The organism is [Flexibacter] sp. ATCC 35208 (genome assembly GCF_001975825.1).
Taxonomy (GTDB): Bacteria; Bacteroidota; Bacteroidia; order Chitinophagales; family Chitinophagaceae; genus Chitinophaga.
Genome location: NZ_MTKN01000048.1, coordinates 46,914 through 62,231, shown reverse-complemented (window position 1 = coordinate 62,231; position 15,318 = coordinate 46,914). Strand labels below are relative to the sequence as shown.

Genomic DNA, 15,318 nt, shown 5'->3' with positions numbered 1-15,318 from the left:
TTCGTTTGCTGATATGGCGGTGGCACCTCCTTACCGGCAACTGCCTGCTGATTATCCCTACACCGCGCTGGTAAAAGACATCATACATAACCTTGACCGCATTGTTTATAACGTTAAGCCGAAAGGTGATACCCGTTTTCGTTTAACGCTTAACCGGAAAGCGTCCCTCATTGCCTGCCGTTTTACGCTGGCAGCTATGGTGCCGCTGGTAAAGTTCCGTGAACTCAGCTTTTCAGAATAATCATTTCATAACCTTTAAATCCCATTATTTTATGCAAACAGTTATTACAAAACGTGAATTACAGGTGCCTGTAGATGTGCTGATCCGGGTAGCCGATGTGTTACTGGAAAACGATATTACCAATAGCATTACAGGCACAGATGAAGAGGATGGATACATTACTGTTGAAGTGGAGTACGAAAAAGAACAGCGGGATGCTATCCATGAAGCCGAAGACATTATCTCTGATTACCATGAGAATGAGGAAGAAGAGGAGGATGATGAAGAAGACAAGGATGAAAATTAACACTAGTTTTACCACCACCGTAGGATTACCTGTAGTGGTGGTTCTTTTTACCCAATAACTTAACCCGTACTCTTACAGAAAGGTAAAATTTCAACACTCAACTATACGGTATGATAAAACGTGACGATCTACTAATTATGCGATCAATTGCACTCTGTTTTAAGCCCTTCCTAAAACCGGAAGAAGCGCTGATTTATTGTAATCTTGGCAGAACGCAATTCGCTAAGAACTGTGAAGAATATGGTGTTTACAAAACCAATAGTGGTTATTACAGGAAAGAAGATATAGACAAGATGTTGTCCGGTGAAATGTTGGCAGCGCAGGCTGCAACTCCGCAGGTCAGATTAAGAGCTGCATAGTGAAACAGGGCTATTCATCATCGAATAGCCCTGTTACTTTAGCCTAAAGGAAACCCGCAATATTAAAAGAAGGCAAGTGACTGATCGCCTCCGACTGATCTTTGGGTTTATGCCTTTTGTAAGTCTGTTGTACCTGCCTTGTAGTAGTATGCCCCATGAGATACGCTATAGTAACATCATCCACATTCTTATCCTTTAAAAGAATAGAGAAACTTAACCGGGCACAAGACCATGTTACATATTTATTGACACCAGCCCGTTTAATCCATTCTCCCAACACTTTATTGGCACCGTTAGCAGTAGGCAGGTTGAAAACTTTATTGGTAGAAGTTGTCTTACCAAGAGATAGTTGTTTTATCTCTTCGAGAATAGCAAGGGCTATAGGGTGCAGGGTAAGCACGACAGGCTTGCCGGTTTTCTGCTGTATGATCCTTGTAATTAATGTACCACCCTGTAAGTCCTGCCATTCCAGCCTTTTCACATCCACCCATCTTAGCCCGGTATAACAACTAAACAAGAAAGCCAGCTTCACCTGCTGATTAAAACAGGGCGTGTTAAGTAAGGCAACGTATTCCTCTGATTCCAGGTGTTCCTTCAACGCAGCACTTGGATTGCGCACAGCCGGAATATCCTCGGTCGGGTTATTCCTGAAATATCCATCCTTGGTAGCAGCTTTCACCACCCATTTGAAACGTGCATAATAGTTAGCCGGAGTTTCGCCAGTCAATGTATCCAGCAAATGCCGCCGGAACCTTTTGCAGAAGTTTTCCGTAATATCTACCGGTGAGATAAAATCACTTTTGATATAAGCCTTAAACTTGGTAAGACAGCAGGCCAGATGCCGGTTACCTTCTCGTTTATTTAATTTGATATAATCCTCAAAATACTCAACAAAGTTTGCCTTAAACTTATGAGCGGGGATAACCGGTGTACCTACCGCCTGCTGCTCGATAGTTAACTGGCTCTTTTTAGTCTCCAGTATCTTCAGTGCTTCTTTGTTGAAGTTCTTTTGAATCTGGTTTTGCGGGTTGGCATAAATAAATACGCCGGTGGAAGGTCGTTGTCCGGGGCCGCGACCTAAATCATAAAAGAAATAAATCTTATCTCCTTTCTTATTGAGCTTTTCTCCGATGTTCATAGGATTTTGTTTTTAAAGGTTACGGGAGAGAAGCCCAATGAGTGTGCCATGCCAACAGTAAAATCAGCCAGATTAATACCTGTCACCAGCAGGTGAAAGTTTGTGAAAGAAAGCGGGAACAACAACCTTGAAAATAATTTTGACAACCACCTCGTACAAAATGGCAGAACTGCCATATAGGCTTGCGTTTCACTGCCAGCAGCGAGTGTCAAAGTGAGTGTCAAACCGGGTGTCAAATAAGTCTTTTTAACCCAATTTCGATACAAAAATCTAAAGGTATGATTCCGGTTATGTTCCGGTGGAGTGCCTGCAATTTTGAGTGTCATTGCGAGTGTCATTTGAGTGTCGTAAATAGTGGGAAAAAGGGCTAAAAAGCATGAAAAACCGACACTCCCGAAAATAAAAAAGCCTTACAAATCAATGACTTGTAAGGCTATCAAGTGCCCAGAACTGGATTCGAACCAGCACACCCTTGCGAGCGCTGCGACCTGAACACAGTGCGTCTACCAATTTCGCCATCTGGGCAACTGATTCCGTGTTAAGGGATTGCAAAGGTACGCACTTTTTCTTTTCCTCCAAATTTTTCCTCAGATATTTTCTGGAATCAACATCGCTACTGGGAAGTTTTTTAACGCTACATCCGCTCCTATACTGCCTTTAGCCTCAATCACATCCTCTGAAAAAATATTTTTCCAACGCTCCGGTGCACCCGTAGGTAATAAGATCGAAGCAACTACCGGCTGTAAATCGGGGAGGGGAATAATCACAATCACCCATTCCTGCCGGTATACTCTCGCAAATGCCAACACATTTGACTCACTACTTTGTAATGGGAGATAATCACCTTCTAAAAAGAGATTGGGAAAGTACTTCCTGCAATGCAACGCTTTGTAAGTAAGAAAGAGTTTCTCGGCACCCTGTTTACGATGACTTTTCAAATAGTCAAACAATGCCGGACCAGAAAGATCTTTTAATGATTTTAAAAGTTCAATGCGTATTCCATAATCCACAGGCCGGCGGTTATCGGGGTCTACATAGCTGTAATCCCATAACTCAGTACCCTGATAAGTATCCGGTATCCCAGGGGCTGTTAGCTTCACCAGTGTTTGGGCCAGTGAACTGGTATATGCAAAGTTATCCAGCTTTTCTATAAAGGGTACCAGGGTGTCTAAAAAGCGCTTATTTTGCAATATCCTGGAAATGAAATCAGTCGCATTCCGCTCATACTCCTCATCCGGCGAAGCCCAGCTTGAATTCACTTTCCCCTCTCTGAGGGCTTTGATCACATAGTGCTGCAGTCTTTCAACAGAGATCCCATCTGAATACCCACTGATAATACTCTGATAAATAAAATACTCGTCATTCAATAACGGCGCCGGCTGATTGATTTCCCGCCATTGCCCGATCAGTTCCTTCCATTCCTCTACAAACAAAGTCAACATATTCAGCCTGATCCGCCCATCTTCTCCTCGCTTTGTATCATGCGTAGCCGTTGTATTCAATGAATGCGGCGTCTGCTGTTGACGGAAAATCATTAATTGATGGAAGTTGACAGGCGCAGCAACCGGGCTATCACCTACTTCGTTATGCGACAACAACGCATTGTACACATAAAAAGTCGTATCCTCCACACCTTTCGCCGTCAATGGCCCCGTAAACTGCATCAACCGCATTAAAAACGGCAGCTTATTTTGCTCCCACCATTGTTCCAATAATAATATCGCCGATTCAGCAGATCTGTTCAATGAACGCATGCGCGCAAATGTAAAAGCGACCTGTTCTGAAAGGGATGCATCTCCCTGGCCTGAGTCTGAGCCATAACCTGATCCATAACCCGAACCGGCTCCAAAACCAGCAAAACCAGCACCCGAACCACTACCAGAACTACCACTTGACCCAAAACTACCGCCAAAACCCAAGCCACCTCCCGAACTACCACTCGAACTTCTACCAAAACCACCACTTGATCCAAAGCTCCCACCAAAGCCAAACCCACTCCCTGAACTACCACCCGAACCCGAACCTCCACCAAACCCATAACCACTACCTGGCCCCAAATACAACCTATACACCGGCAAACAAATCATAAACAACCCAATCGCCTGCTTCAATAAATCCCTGTTAACCCTCGCATCCGCCAATTTTAGCGTATAACACAATCGAACAAGATTTTCCCATTCCCCACCCATATATCGCTCCAAAATCAGCCTCTTTTTCTCCAAAACCAACTCCTCATATTGCCCAGGCACCAGCGTCTGATAAAATTGCTGCAACGCCAACACCCCCTCCCGGTTACTCAACAAATGATTCGTAAATGAAAGAAACTCATACCCCGTCGTCCCCTGCAATGCCCATTCCCTCGGCAAACTCTCCCGTTCCTCCAATATCTTCTCCGCTATCACGTAACATTTACTCCCAAACAACTGCTGCAAACTGTCTATATACCCCCCAGGATCCTGCAATCCATCAATATGATCAATCCTCAACCCCTGCACCAGATTCTCCCTATACAAACGATGCAGAAATGTATGATACTCATTAAACACCTCAGGCGTCTCCATCCTCAACGTAATCAACTCATTCACCGTAAAGAACCGCCTGTAATTGATCGCCTGATCCGCATCCCCCCAATACGTCAGCCGGTAATATTGTTTCCCTAAAATTTTACCCAATAGCCCCAGGTTATTATTCACCTTATCCATCAATGCCTGCAACATCGAAAGATCCCGTACCTCCGCCATCAATGCCAACTTCTGATTGCTCCAGTCATCAAGTGACGTTCCCGCCGTAGCCCGCTGATACAATGATGAAAACAACTTAATCAACGGCAATGCATCGCTGTCAGCAAGCTGCTCACTAATCAGATCATACGCCGTCACCGATAACGGAAACACTTGTTCAAAATACTTCACCGTAAACCCTGCCGAAGATACCCCCAACTTTATCTCTCCATCACGAATACAATCCTCTAAAGGCTTTCCCAAAAAAGGTGTCATCAGCTTGCCCGCAAAATCAGGATGATGCCAGTCAATATCAAAATAAGCGTAGTAAGGAGAAAGCGGCCCTCGCTCCATCACATCATACAATCGCGTATTCTCTGCATGAAAAGCCATGTGATTCGGCACTATATCCTGCAGCCAGGTCATACCATGCTCCCGCAAAAGCACATGAATTTCACGTAACTCATCTATCGTTCCGATAGCCGGATTGATACAATGCGGATTCGTCACATCATACCCATGCTCACTACCCGGCGCCGCTTTGAAGATAGGGGACGCATATATGGTCGAGATACCCAGCGCATGCAAATACGGTATGATCTCTTTCAATTGCTTAAATGTAAACCCCGCATGAAACTGAATACGATACGTAGCGGTTGGCGGATTATACGATCTCATAAATTATAGCTGAGTATGGTTGTAAAGTAATAGCAATACCCTCCTTAACTTCATCCGGCGCCGTAGGCCCAGGCCCCTGCCAGATAGCAACTGAAGAATCAAACTTTTTATGTAATAAATGAGGACGATTATGCACAAACACTGCCTGCTCTTCACTGCAATTAAACAGTAACAACAAACGGTCATCATTGCCCGCTCGTTCTACTGATAATATAACATCTCCGGGTTGCGGCATGTTCACCCATATATTATCTCTTTCTGTATTCAACAATGCCCTTCTCGTCTTCCGCAACGCGATCAGATAACGATAATATTCTAATAGCGGCCCCGGCGCTGGCCACGAAAGAATGGACTGCGAGAATGTATGATTTGACTGTGGATCAGGTACATCGCCCGCCCATGAAAATGCTTTAAATTCATTTTTACGCCCCTCACTCACCGCCCTGGAAAGATCCTCATCCCCATGACTCGTGAAATACAAAAACGGCCGCTTCTCCCCATATTCCTCCCCCATAAACAACATCGGCGTATGCGGAGATAACAGCAACATCGCTGCCGCCAGTTTATTCGCTTCCAATGGTAATTTTGCTGCCAACCGGTCTCCTGACATTCTATTACCTACCTGATCATGATTTTGTGTAAACACAATAAACCTGTCATAAGGTATCGCATGTGGCACCACACCAAACTTCCGCTTTCTGTGTGGAGAATATTGCCCCGTATACACATAACTATCTCTCCATGCTTTCGCCAGCGAAGGCAATCCATCAAAGTCTTCATAATACCCATCCTTCTCTTTCGTTAGCACCACATGCAGCGCATGATGAAACTCATCTACCCATTGCCCATGCATGCCATATCCACATTGATCTGTTGGCGTGATATACCTTGGATTGTTGAAATCTATTTCTGCTATTAGAATTTTTTTCCTGCCTGTGGCATGCGACAATGCCGTCACTGCCTCACCCAGTTCTTCTGTAAAATGCTTCGCACTGCTATCCCAGATGGCATGCACCGCATCCAGCCGCAATCCATCTATATGATACTCTTCCAGCCACATCAGCGCATTGCGGATGAAGTAAGCCCTCACCGCATCTGAATACTGATCATCAAAGTTGATCGCTGCACCCCACGGTGTTATGTATTTCTCCGTATACCACGGACCAAAATCTGAAAAATACGCTCCCTCCGGCCCCAGATGATTATATACTACATCAAGTATCACTGCAATCCCATATTGATGTGCAGCGTTTACCAGCGCCTTCAGTTCATTCGGTGTACCATATGTATTATGCACTGCATAAGGATATACACCATCATACCCCCAGTTACGATGACCGGGGAACTGAGCAATGGGCATGATCTCGATGGCATTTATCCCCAATGAGCGGAGATAACTGAGCTTTGAAAGCACGCCCTTGAAATTCTGCAACGGTGTGAAGGTGCCTGTATGCAATTCGTAGATAATCATCTCGTTCAGGTCGCGTCCTTTCCACCCTTCGTCGGACCATTTGAAATTGTCCTCTACCAATGCTGACGGCCCATGTACACCTTCAGGCTGATAACGCGATGCAGGGTCAGGACGTTTCAGCTGTCCATCCAGTATATAGTTGTAAGTCATACCCGGTGAAACCGAAGGCACCACTACCTGCCAATAGCCATCGTCATCCCGCTGCATGGGGATTGTGGCGGACTCCGGTGTTATCACAGACAATGCAACAGACTCTCTGAATGGCGCCCAAACACTAAATAACCCGGCTCCATTGTCAAGAATAGTAGATCCGGTAAATGTATATGCTGTTCTCAATTAAGTCAGTTTTAACAACTTACTGAAAATAATATGCCAGCGGGTTTACGATGTTATATTTCTACAGTATGACCGGCTTAAAAATTGCATCTTCATTAGGAAAAATAATTTCTATGTGGTGGAAAGAAAGTATCATTTACCAAATATATCCCCGTAGCTTTAAAGACAGTAACAATGACGGAATTGGTGATCTGGCGGGTATTATATCGAAACTGGATTATCTTGAAAGCCTGGGTATAGACACCGTATGGCTCAACCCGATTTTCGGTTCTCCTAACGATGACAATGGCTATGATATCAGCGACTATTATGATATCATGAAAGAGTATGGCACCATGCAGGAGTTCGATATCTTATTGCAAGGACTGCATCAACGAAAAATAAAATTGCTGTTGGACCTGGTCGTAAATCATACCAGTGATGAACATCCATGGTTCAAAGAAGCCCGTCTGTCAAGAGAAAATCCTTATTACAACTATTACCACTGGTGGCCCGCTGAAAAAGGAAAACCACCTTTCCGGTTCAGTCATTTTGATCCATCAGGCCAGGCATGGACTTACAACAAAGCGACTGATAGCTATTACCTTCATTACTTCTCTGCAAAAATGCCGGACCTGAACTGGGAAAATCCACAGGTGCGAAAAGAAGTATACGATATTATGCGCTTCTGGATCAAAAAAGGGGTTGATGGCTTCAGACTGGATGCTATTTGCTACATTAGTAAAGATACCACCTGGCCTGAGATCAAGACCCACGACTGGGGAGCGTACTACGCACATGGACCTCATCTGCATGACTACCTGCAGGAGATGAATAAGGAAGTGCTTGAAGGTACTGATATCACTACCCTCGCCGAAGCCGCAGGTATCACGATTGACGAAGCTTTACACTTCGTTGAAGAACACAGGAAAGAACTCCACATGCTCTACCATTTTGAAGGCATGAACCTGGGCTATCTCAAAGATGCCTACAAACGTCCTGATCCCAAAGGTATTGACCTGGTAGCACTGAAAAGCCTCTACACAAGCTGGGACAACATCTACGAAACAGGTGGATGGGGTACTATTTACCTTACGAATCATGACCAGCCAAGAATGGTGAGCCGCTGGGGTAGCGATATCGAAACTTATAGAGAGATCTCCGCGAAAATGCTGATTACTTTTTTGCTCACTATGCGCGCTACGCCCATCTTTTACAACGGCGATGAGATTGGCATGACGAATATCCGATTTGAATCTATCGATGACTACAAGGATATCGATACCATCAATATGTACAAATACCTGCAAAGCAAAGGGGAGGATACCACCCGCTTTTTACTGGATCAGCAAATGGCGGCCAGGGATAACAGCCGTACGCCTTTTCAGTGGGATGATAGTAAATACGCAGGCTTTACGGATGGCACGCCGTGGATCAAAGTAAACGACAATCATACCTTCATTAATGAAGCTGCGCAGGAAAAAGACGAACGGTCTATATTACAGTTTTTTAAACAGGTCGTTCTGCTGCGCAAACACCAACCGGTATTGGTTTATGGGAAATATCAGTTGTATGATGCGGAGCATCCCCAGGTATATACGTATACGCGCACGCTGGACAAGACAATGTTTTTAATGGTGCTTAATTTTTCAAAAGAAACCATTGTGTACAAGCTGCCATTCCTGATGGAGACGGATATAGAACCTTTAGTAAATAATATGCTGACTTTTGAACTGGAAGGTGGGAACTTAACCCTGGCGCCTTATCAGGCGCTGATATTCGGACCTTTGCCACCAGTAATGCCCACTGCCGCGGCAGCGGAGGTAAAAGCAGCTGTATTGCCACTTGAAGAATCCGGAGAGCTGGCTGTTTAAACAAATCCAATAAATACATAGCCGTTCACAAGATCTGCTAATAAAGCACATCCAATGGATGCATAGCTATTCAAAAAATCTGCTATTAAGGCAAACCCAATGAATGCTCAGCCGTTCAAAAAATCTATTATTAAAAGCACATCCAATGAATACATAGCTATGCAGAAAATCTGTTATTAAGACAAATCCAATGAATACATAGCCGTTCAAAAGATCTGCTAATAAAGCACATCCAATGAATACATAGCTATTCAAAAAATCTGCTATTAAGACACATCCAATGAATACATAGCTATTCAAAAAATCTGCTATTAAGGCAAACCCAATGAATGCACAGCCATTCACAAGATCTGCTATTAAAGCACATCCAATGAATGCACAGCCATTCAAAAGATCTGCTATTAAAGCACATCCAATGAATACATAGCCGTTCAAAAGATCTGCTATCAAAAGCACATCCAATGAATGCACAGCCATTCCCAAAATCTGCTATTAAAAGCACATCCAATGAATGCACAGCCATTCCCAAAATCTGCTAATAAAGCACATCGAATGAATGCACAGCCATTCAAAAGATCTGCTATCAAAAGCAAACCCAATGAATACACAGCCATTCAAACCATCCACTATTTAAACAAACTCAATGGATGCTCAATCTCCGCCAACATAACCGTATCAGAAAATTTCAACCCTAATTTCGCCAACAACGCCAGCGAATGCTTATTATCCGCTCTCGCTATTGCCACAATATGTGGTAGCTGCAGCGTATTATATCCATAATCCATTACCGCTTTCGTAGCCTCGTACGCGTATCCATGTCCCATATATTCCGGCAGCAACGCAAAACCTACATCTACATATTCCAACCCATCCCTTTTTATTAATCCACTCATCCCAATGGGCACTCCACTATCCTTCATCGCCACCAAATACAATCCAAACCCTCTTAGTGCATAACTGGCCAACGGGCCATTGGTCAGGTATTGCTGGGCATCTGCCAATGTCTGAATATTCCTGTCACCCAAAAACTGAATCCAGGTCGGAGAATTGAGCAACGACCAGATAAATGGAGCGTCGTCAATAGTAAACTTGCGTACAATCAGGCGTGCTGTTTCGCAGATTAACATATTTTGCTGATTATTTTATTATTTTTGGCAATAGTCACGTTTTGAAAGCTATTTGCCAACTTATTTTATAAACAGGTCTAAATTTAATGTGAATTGAAGAAGAATTGCACAGTTTCAACGTTATTTTCAACTATTGTACTGGCATCCAGCCTGTTGCCACTGGCAGGCCATGCACAGGATAAACCACTTACTCAATACGTTAATCCGTATATCGGCTCGCAGGGCCATGGACACGTGTTCGTAGGTGCAAACGTGCCTTATGGCGCCGTGCAGCTCGGACCCAGCCAAACCATGCAGACCTGGGATCAGTTCAATGGATGGGATTGGTGCAGTGGTTACAATTACATCAGTGAAGATATTCTTGGATTTACTCATACCCACCTGAGTGGTACCGGTATCGGAGATCTCAATGACCTGATGATCGTACCTGCCAGCGGTCACCTGGAATTACAACCCGCTCACCGCCTGGATATGAACACCGGTTATGGCTCCAATTTCAAAAAGGCCAGCGAGGTGGTAAAACCGGGTTACTACGCTGTATACCTCGACAAATACAAGGTGAAGGCGGAGCTCACAGCGACTACCAGAGTAGGTTTTCACCATTACCATTACGATAATACTGATAGTGCTCACCTGCTGATTGACCTGGAATTTGCCATGTGTTGGGATGCTCCGGTAGAAACAACTATTAAAAAAGTAAATGATACCACTTTTGTAGGTTATCGCTTCTCCAAAGGATGGGCTAATGATCAACGCCTGTTCTTCGCAATCAAAACATCTCAGCCTATCACACAATTAAATCTTTACGACCTTAACAACGGAGTAGCCGGAGGAGCTGTAAAAGGTAAAGGTGTCAAGGCCGTGATGTATTTTGATGCAGCTAAAAATGCTGACATTTATCTGAAAGTAGGTATTTCTCCGGTGAGTGAAGAGAATGCACTGGGCAACATCGCTGCCGAAATACCAGGATGGAACTTTGAACAGGTAAAAACAGCTGCTGATCTGGCATGGAATAAAGATCTGAACAAGATCGATTTCTCTGCAGATGATGCAACGAAAACAACCTTCTATACTGCGCTGTACCACAGCCATTTCTTCCCCTCTGTGTTCAACGATCACAATGGTGATTACCGTGGCACCGATAAAAAAGTGTACACCAACCAGCAATTCACAAATTACACCGGCATGTCTCTGTGGGATACCTATCGCGGTCTGCATCCTTTGATGTCCGTGATCGATCCTTCACTGGTAAAAGATATAGTGCACTCCATGTTGATGATTTACCAACAGCAGGGACGCCTGCCGGTATGGCCACTGGAAGGTTGCGAAACTGATTGTATGATTGGTAATCCTGCTATTCCGATTATTACAGATGCTTACCTGAAAGGTCTGATTGATCCTGCGGACGTAGCACTGGCATATGAAGCTGTAAGGAACACTGCCATGAGAAAAGTAAGCGGCTTACAGTTTGTACAGGAATTGAAATACATTCCTGCTGATAGTATGACGATTGAATCCGTTGCCTGGGGACTGGAATATGCGATCGCTGATTTCGGTGTGGCACAGATGGCCAGGAAACTGGGTAAAACAAAAGACGCTGCATACTTCACCAAAAGAGCGGGTTTGTATAAGCAATACTGGGACGCTTCAGAAGGTCATTTCGTAGGTAGACTGGCAAATGGTAGTTTTAAAAGACCATTTGATCCGCTGGAAGCAAAACACCGTTCAAATGACTTCTGCGAGGGGAATGGCTGGCAGTATACCTGGCTTGTACCACAGGATGCAAAAGGGCTGGTAAACCTGTTTGGTGAAAAGAAATTTCAAACTACACTGGATTCTTTCTTTAATATGTCTTCTTCCCTGGGACAAGGTAGCTCTCCTGATATCTCTGGTATGGTTGGCCAGTATGCACAGGGTAATGAGCCTAGTCATCACGTAAGCTACCTGTATGCGGCGGTTGGCAGGCCCTGGAGAACTGCGGAAATTGTGAGAGAGGTAATGTCGAAATATTATACCAATGCGCCTGATGGATTGTGTGGTAATGAAGATGCAGGGCAGATGAGTGCATGGTATGTATTGTCTGCAATGGGCTTCTATCCGATGAACCCAATGAACGGTACGTTTGTATTCGGTTCTCCATTGATGGATGAAGCAGTGATTAAATTAGCAGGGAATAAGAAATTTGATATTGTGGTAAAAGACAATAGTAAAGAGAACAAGTATATCCAGAAAGTAGTGCTGAATGGTATCAACTATAATAAGTCTTTCTTCCTGTATAAAGATGTAATGAAAGGTGGTAAGATGGAAATTTATATGGGCAGCCAACCTTCCGCTACATTTGGTGTGAAGAAAACTGACAGAGCAATATAAACTAATTGGCCTACGGCAGCAGGGAAGGTCTCTTTCTTTTGGCTAGCGCCATTGAACGTTTTTATTTTCAACAGGAATGTTTTTTAAACGGTTTTGCCACATGGCAAAACCGTTTTTTTTATATTTACCTTATGATAAAATTCAAAGCCACCATCAAAAAGTTCGAACAAATGGGGGAGAAGACTGGCTGGTCGTATATCGAGATCCCCATTGAGTTGTCGGAAAAACTGAAGCCCGGGTACAAGCAGTCCTTCAGGGTAAAAGGCAAGCTCGATAAATTTGAGATAGCAGGTATCGCGTTGATACCTATGGGTGAGGGGCATTTTATCATGGCAATGAATGCCGATCTGAGAAAAGGTGTGGGCAAGCGCGCGGGTGCAGAGTTGCAGGTGCAGATCCAGGTAGATGATAATCCTGATCCGGTGAGCTCTCCTGAATTTATGGAATGCTTGTCAGATGAACCGGATGCATTGGCCTTTTTTAATACGCTTCCTAAGGGCCATAGGAATTATTTTATGAAATGGATTGAAAGTGCCAAAACCCCAGGAACCAAAGCCAAAAGGATTGCGATGGCAGTGACCGGACTGGCCAGAAAAATGGGGTACTCTGAAATGATCAGGGCGAATAAAAATGTTGGCTAACTGAATTCACGGGCATATCCATCCATCTTCTCAGCTCACCGCACTCACCGCCATCATCCCCCCATTCACCTCCACTTCCACCGTATCATGTATCTTATTCATCTCCAGCACCGTCCCCCTCGCCGTCTCCCTATACATTGGCACAAACTTATGATTATACTTTATCTCCTGAAAAGTATACGAAGTCCTTTGCTGCACCACATTTGAATAAATATCATTAAACCCTCTGATCAACACATACAATTCCAGATCCGCCACCTTAATATCTTCCGCTGTAAACCCTAACAACGGACTTTGATCATCTATCACATGCACCACCGTCCAGTTCATCGGCAAACTTTGTATCTTATGCCTTTCCAGCGGTAACTCATAATACCGATACGTTTGTTTTCCATCCTCATGTATCCGCATTGCCGCATTTACCTGCACCGTCACGTCAGTAAGCGTATGACCATCTTTATAACAGGCAAACCGGAACATCAATGCATTACCACCCTTAAATGGTGTAATAAGCGCATGATCACTAAAAGCCAGATGCGCCTTCGGCCGGGCAAAACGTCCATAAATCAACCCCGTTACCACCGCAAAAGACAGAAACCCACTCATCGCCTCAATTGAAGCCACAAAATTAGCCCCGTCACCTACCGGGTTGACACGGCCATAACCCACTGTCGTAAACGTTTCTGTACTGAAATAATAAACCTCCCTGAATATCCCCCACGTATGATGTGAACTAATCCCCTGTAACTCCGCCGCCCCGATCAGCAGGTAAATACCCGTATAAATAAGATTTACCACAATAAATGCCCCCACTATTACCAGCACAAAAGCCCAGATTGGCAGGTTTAGCATAATATGGAAAAGGGAATACCTGTCCCATATACGATTACCCTCTTTCCGGAGGTTGAAACTCCCGTCTTTATTGATAAAACGATCCCCATAACTACTGATCGTAGCGCTGAACCCGGTATCTTCATTTGTTTTCGAGAAAGGATTGATATGTTTGAGTAAGGCCATAAACCTGCGTTTGACCACAAATCTACTTACCTTTGCGAATATCCAAATATTATATTACATGTATAAGGTAGGTGAATTTAACCTTTTAAGAGTGAAGAAGGAGAGTGAGTTCGGCTTGTTCCTCGATGGCGTGGAGCAGGAGATACTGATGCCAAAACGTTTTGTTCCGGAAGGCGCAAAGCGGGGGGATGAGCTCAGGGTGTTTATTTATCATGATTCGGAGAATCGCCTTACAGCCACGAATCAGGAGCCTTATGGTATAGTGGGGGATATTGTGAACCTGAAGTGTACAGGATTGACCGAACAGGGTGCTTTCCTGGATTGGGGACTGATGAAAGACTTGTTTGTACCGGCGAGTAAACAGATGACCAAAATGGTGATTGGACAGGATTACCTGGTCAAAATTTGCCTGGATGAACGTACCGGCAGAGTCGCGGCTACAGAAAAATTAGATCCGTACCTGAGTAATGAGGAACTGACGGTAAAAGAGCAGGATCCGGTGGAACTGATTATATATAGAAGAACGGATCTTGGTTTTGTATGTATTGTAAATCAGAAACATACAGGACTATTACATTATGGAGATGTGTTTGGCACAGTGGATATCGGCGATAAACTGAAAGGTTTTGTAAAGGCGGTAAAAGAGGAGAATAAGCTGGATGTTTCTGCGGGTGAGATGGGGTATAAAAGAGTAGAGAATGAAGGGGAGAAGATCTTAAGATTACTCAAAGAAAACAACGGCTATCTGCCTTATCATGATAAGTCGGATCCGGAGGAGATCTACTCGTTTTTTAGTATGAGTAAAAAAACGTTTAAGATGACCACAGGAAGTCTTTACAAAGCAAGAAAGATTGAGTTTACAAAAACAGGTATCAAGTTAATAGAAGAAGAATAGGATATTGCCCTGCGGCAGCAAGGCAGTCATCTCTCTTTCGGCTGGCGCCGGAGGTATTATCCTTCTAAATCATTGAAGTATCATCCTTCTCAATCATTCAAAAAGCCGGATCGCCCAACGATCCGGCTTTTTATTATATTAAAGAAATTTTCCTCCTGACTGGTACTATATTCCCTCCCAAACGAC

General features: G+C 44.0%; 13 protein-coding genes and 1 tRNA gene. 7 read left to right on the top strand and 7 right to left on the bottom strand.

Annotated features, from left to right (window positions below; all coding sequences use genetic code 11):
* The 3 genes from BW716_RS36915 to BW716_RS25155 form a co-directional block, all read left to right on the top strand.
* Window positions 1-241 (top strand): hypothetical protein (locus BW716_RS36915; RefSeq protein ID WP_179091262.1); only part of this gene is annotated, 241 nt, incomplete at its 5' end.
* Window positions 242-272: 31 nt separating this feature from the next.
* Window positions 273-527, top strand: coding sequence for a hypothetical protein (locus BW716_RS25160; RefSeq protein ID WP_083727260.1), 255 nt, complete (start codon window positions 273-275; stop codon window positions 525-527).
* Window positions 528-637: 110 nt separating this feature from the next.
* Window positions 638-886, top strand: a complete 249-nt coding sequence (locus tag BW716_RS25155) for a hypothetical protein (RefSeq protein ID WP_083727258.1) — start codon at window positions 638-640, stop codon at window positions 884-886.
* Between the two features lie 43 nt (window positions 887-929).
* On the opposite strand, the gene BW716_RS25150 is transcribed toward BW716_RS25155, so the two are convergent.
* The 4 genes from BW716_RS25150 to treZ all read right to left on the bottom strand — a co-directional run bounded on the left by BW716_RS25150 (window position 930) and on the right by treZ (window position 7,229).
* Window positions 930-2,024 carry a site-specific integrase gene (locus BW716_RS25150; protein WP_083727256.1) on the bottom strand — a complete coding sequence of 365 codons (1,095 nt, stop codon included), beginning with the start codon at window positions 2,022-2,024 and terminating at the stop codon, window positions 930-932.
* 441 nt (window positions 2,025-2,465) lie between these two features.
* Window positions 2,466-2,549, bottom strand: a tRNA-Leu gene (locus tag BW716_RS25140).
* A gap of 62 nt (window positions 2,550-2,611) precedes the next feature.
* Window positions 2,612-5,422 carry a malto-oligosyltrehalose synthase gene (locus BW716_RS25135; protein ID WP_083727252.1) on the bottom strand — a complete coding sequence of 937 codons (2,811 nt, stop codon included), beginning with the start codon at window positions 5,420-5,422 and terminating at the stop codon, window positions 2,612-2,614.
* Window positions 5,409-7,229 (bottom strand): malto-oligosyltrehalose trehalohydrolase, encoded by a 1,821-nt coding sequence (gene treZ / locus BW716_RS25130; protein ID WP_083727250.1) that lies wholly within the window; start codon window positions 7,227-7,229, stop codon window positions 5,409-5,411. The genes BW716_RS25135 and treZ overlap by 14 nt, the downstream gene beginning before the upstream one ends.
* Window positions 7,230-7,342: 113 nt before the next feature.
* On the opposite strand from treZ, the gene BW716_RS25125 reads away from it, so the two are divergent.
* Window positions 7,343-9,082, top strand: coding sequence for an alpha-glucosidase (locus tag BW716_RS25125; RefSeq protein WP_235643944.1), 1,740 nt, complete (start codon window positions 7,343-7,345; stop codon window positions 9,080-9,082).
* 66 nt (window positions 9,083-9,148) lie between these two features.
* Here BW716_RS25125 and BW716_RS25120 read toward each other — a convergent pair whose 3' ends face one another.
* Together BW716_RS25120 and BW716_RS25115 are read right to left on the bottom strand one after the other, a co-directional pair.
* A complete protein-coding gene (locus tag BW716_RS25120) occupies window positions 9,149-9,559 on the bottom strand; it encodes a hypothetical protein (protein WP_083727246.1) in 411 nt (136 codons plus the stop codon).
* Between the two features lie 149 nt (window positions 9,560-9,708).
* Window positions 9,709-10,209, bottom strand: a complete 501-nt coding sequence (locus BW716_RS25115) for a GNAT family N-acetyltransferase (protein ID WP_083727244.1) — start codon at window positions 10,207-10,209, stop codon at window positions 9,709-9,711.
* Window positions 10,210-10,302: 93 nt separating this feature from the next.
* Here BW716_RS25115 and BW716_RS25110 point away from each other — a divergent pair, with 93 nt between their 5' ends.
* Together BW716_RS25110 and BW716_RS25105 are read left to right on the top strand one after the other, a co-directional pair.
* A complete protein-coding gene (locus BW716_RS25110; protein ID WP_083727242.1) occupies window positions 10,303-12,579 on the top strand; it encodes a GH92 family glycosyl hydrolase in 2,277 nt (758 codons plus the stop codon).
* A gap of 131 nt (window positions 12,580-12,710) precedes the next feature.
* Window positions 12,711-13,220, top strand: coding sequence for a YdeI/OmpD-associated family protein (locus tag BW716_RS25105; protein ID WP_083727266.1), 510 nt, complete (start codon window positions 12,711-12,713; stop codon window positions 13,218-13,220).
* A gap of 30 nt (window positions 13,221-13,250) precedes the next feature.
* Here BW716_RS25105 and BW716_RS25100 read toward each other — a convergent pair whose 3' ends face one another.
* Window positions 13,251-14,237 (bottom strand): ion channel, encoded by a 987-nt coding sequence (locus BW716_RS25100; protein ID WP_083727240.1) that lies wholly within the window; start codon window positions 14,235-14,237, stop codon window positions 13,251-13,253.
* A gap of 58 nt (window positions 14,238-14,295) precedes the next feature.
* Here BW716_RS25100 and BW716_RS25095 point away from each other — a divergent pair, with 58 nt between their 5' ends.
* On the top strand, window positions 14,296-15,132 hold the full coding sequence (locus BW716_RS25095; protein WP_083727238.1) for a S1 RNA-binding domain-containing protein: 837 nt from the start codon (window positions 14,296-14,298) through the stop codon (window positions 15,130-15,132).
* Window positions 15,133-15,318 lie beyond the last annotated feature (186 nt).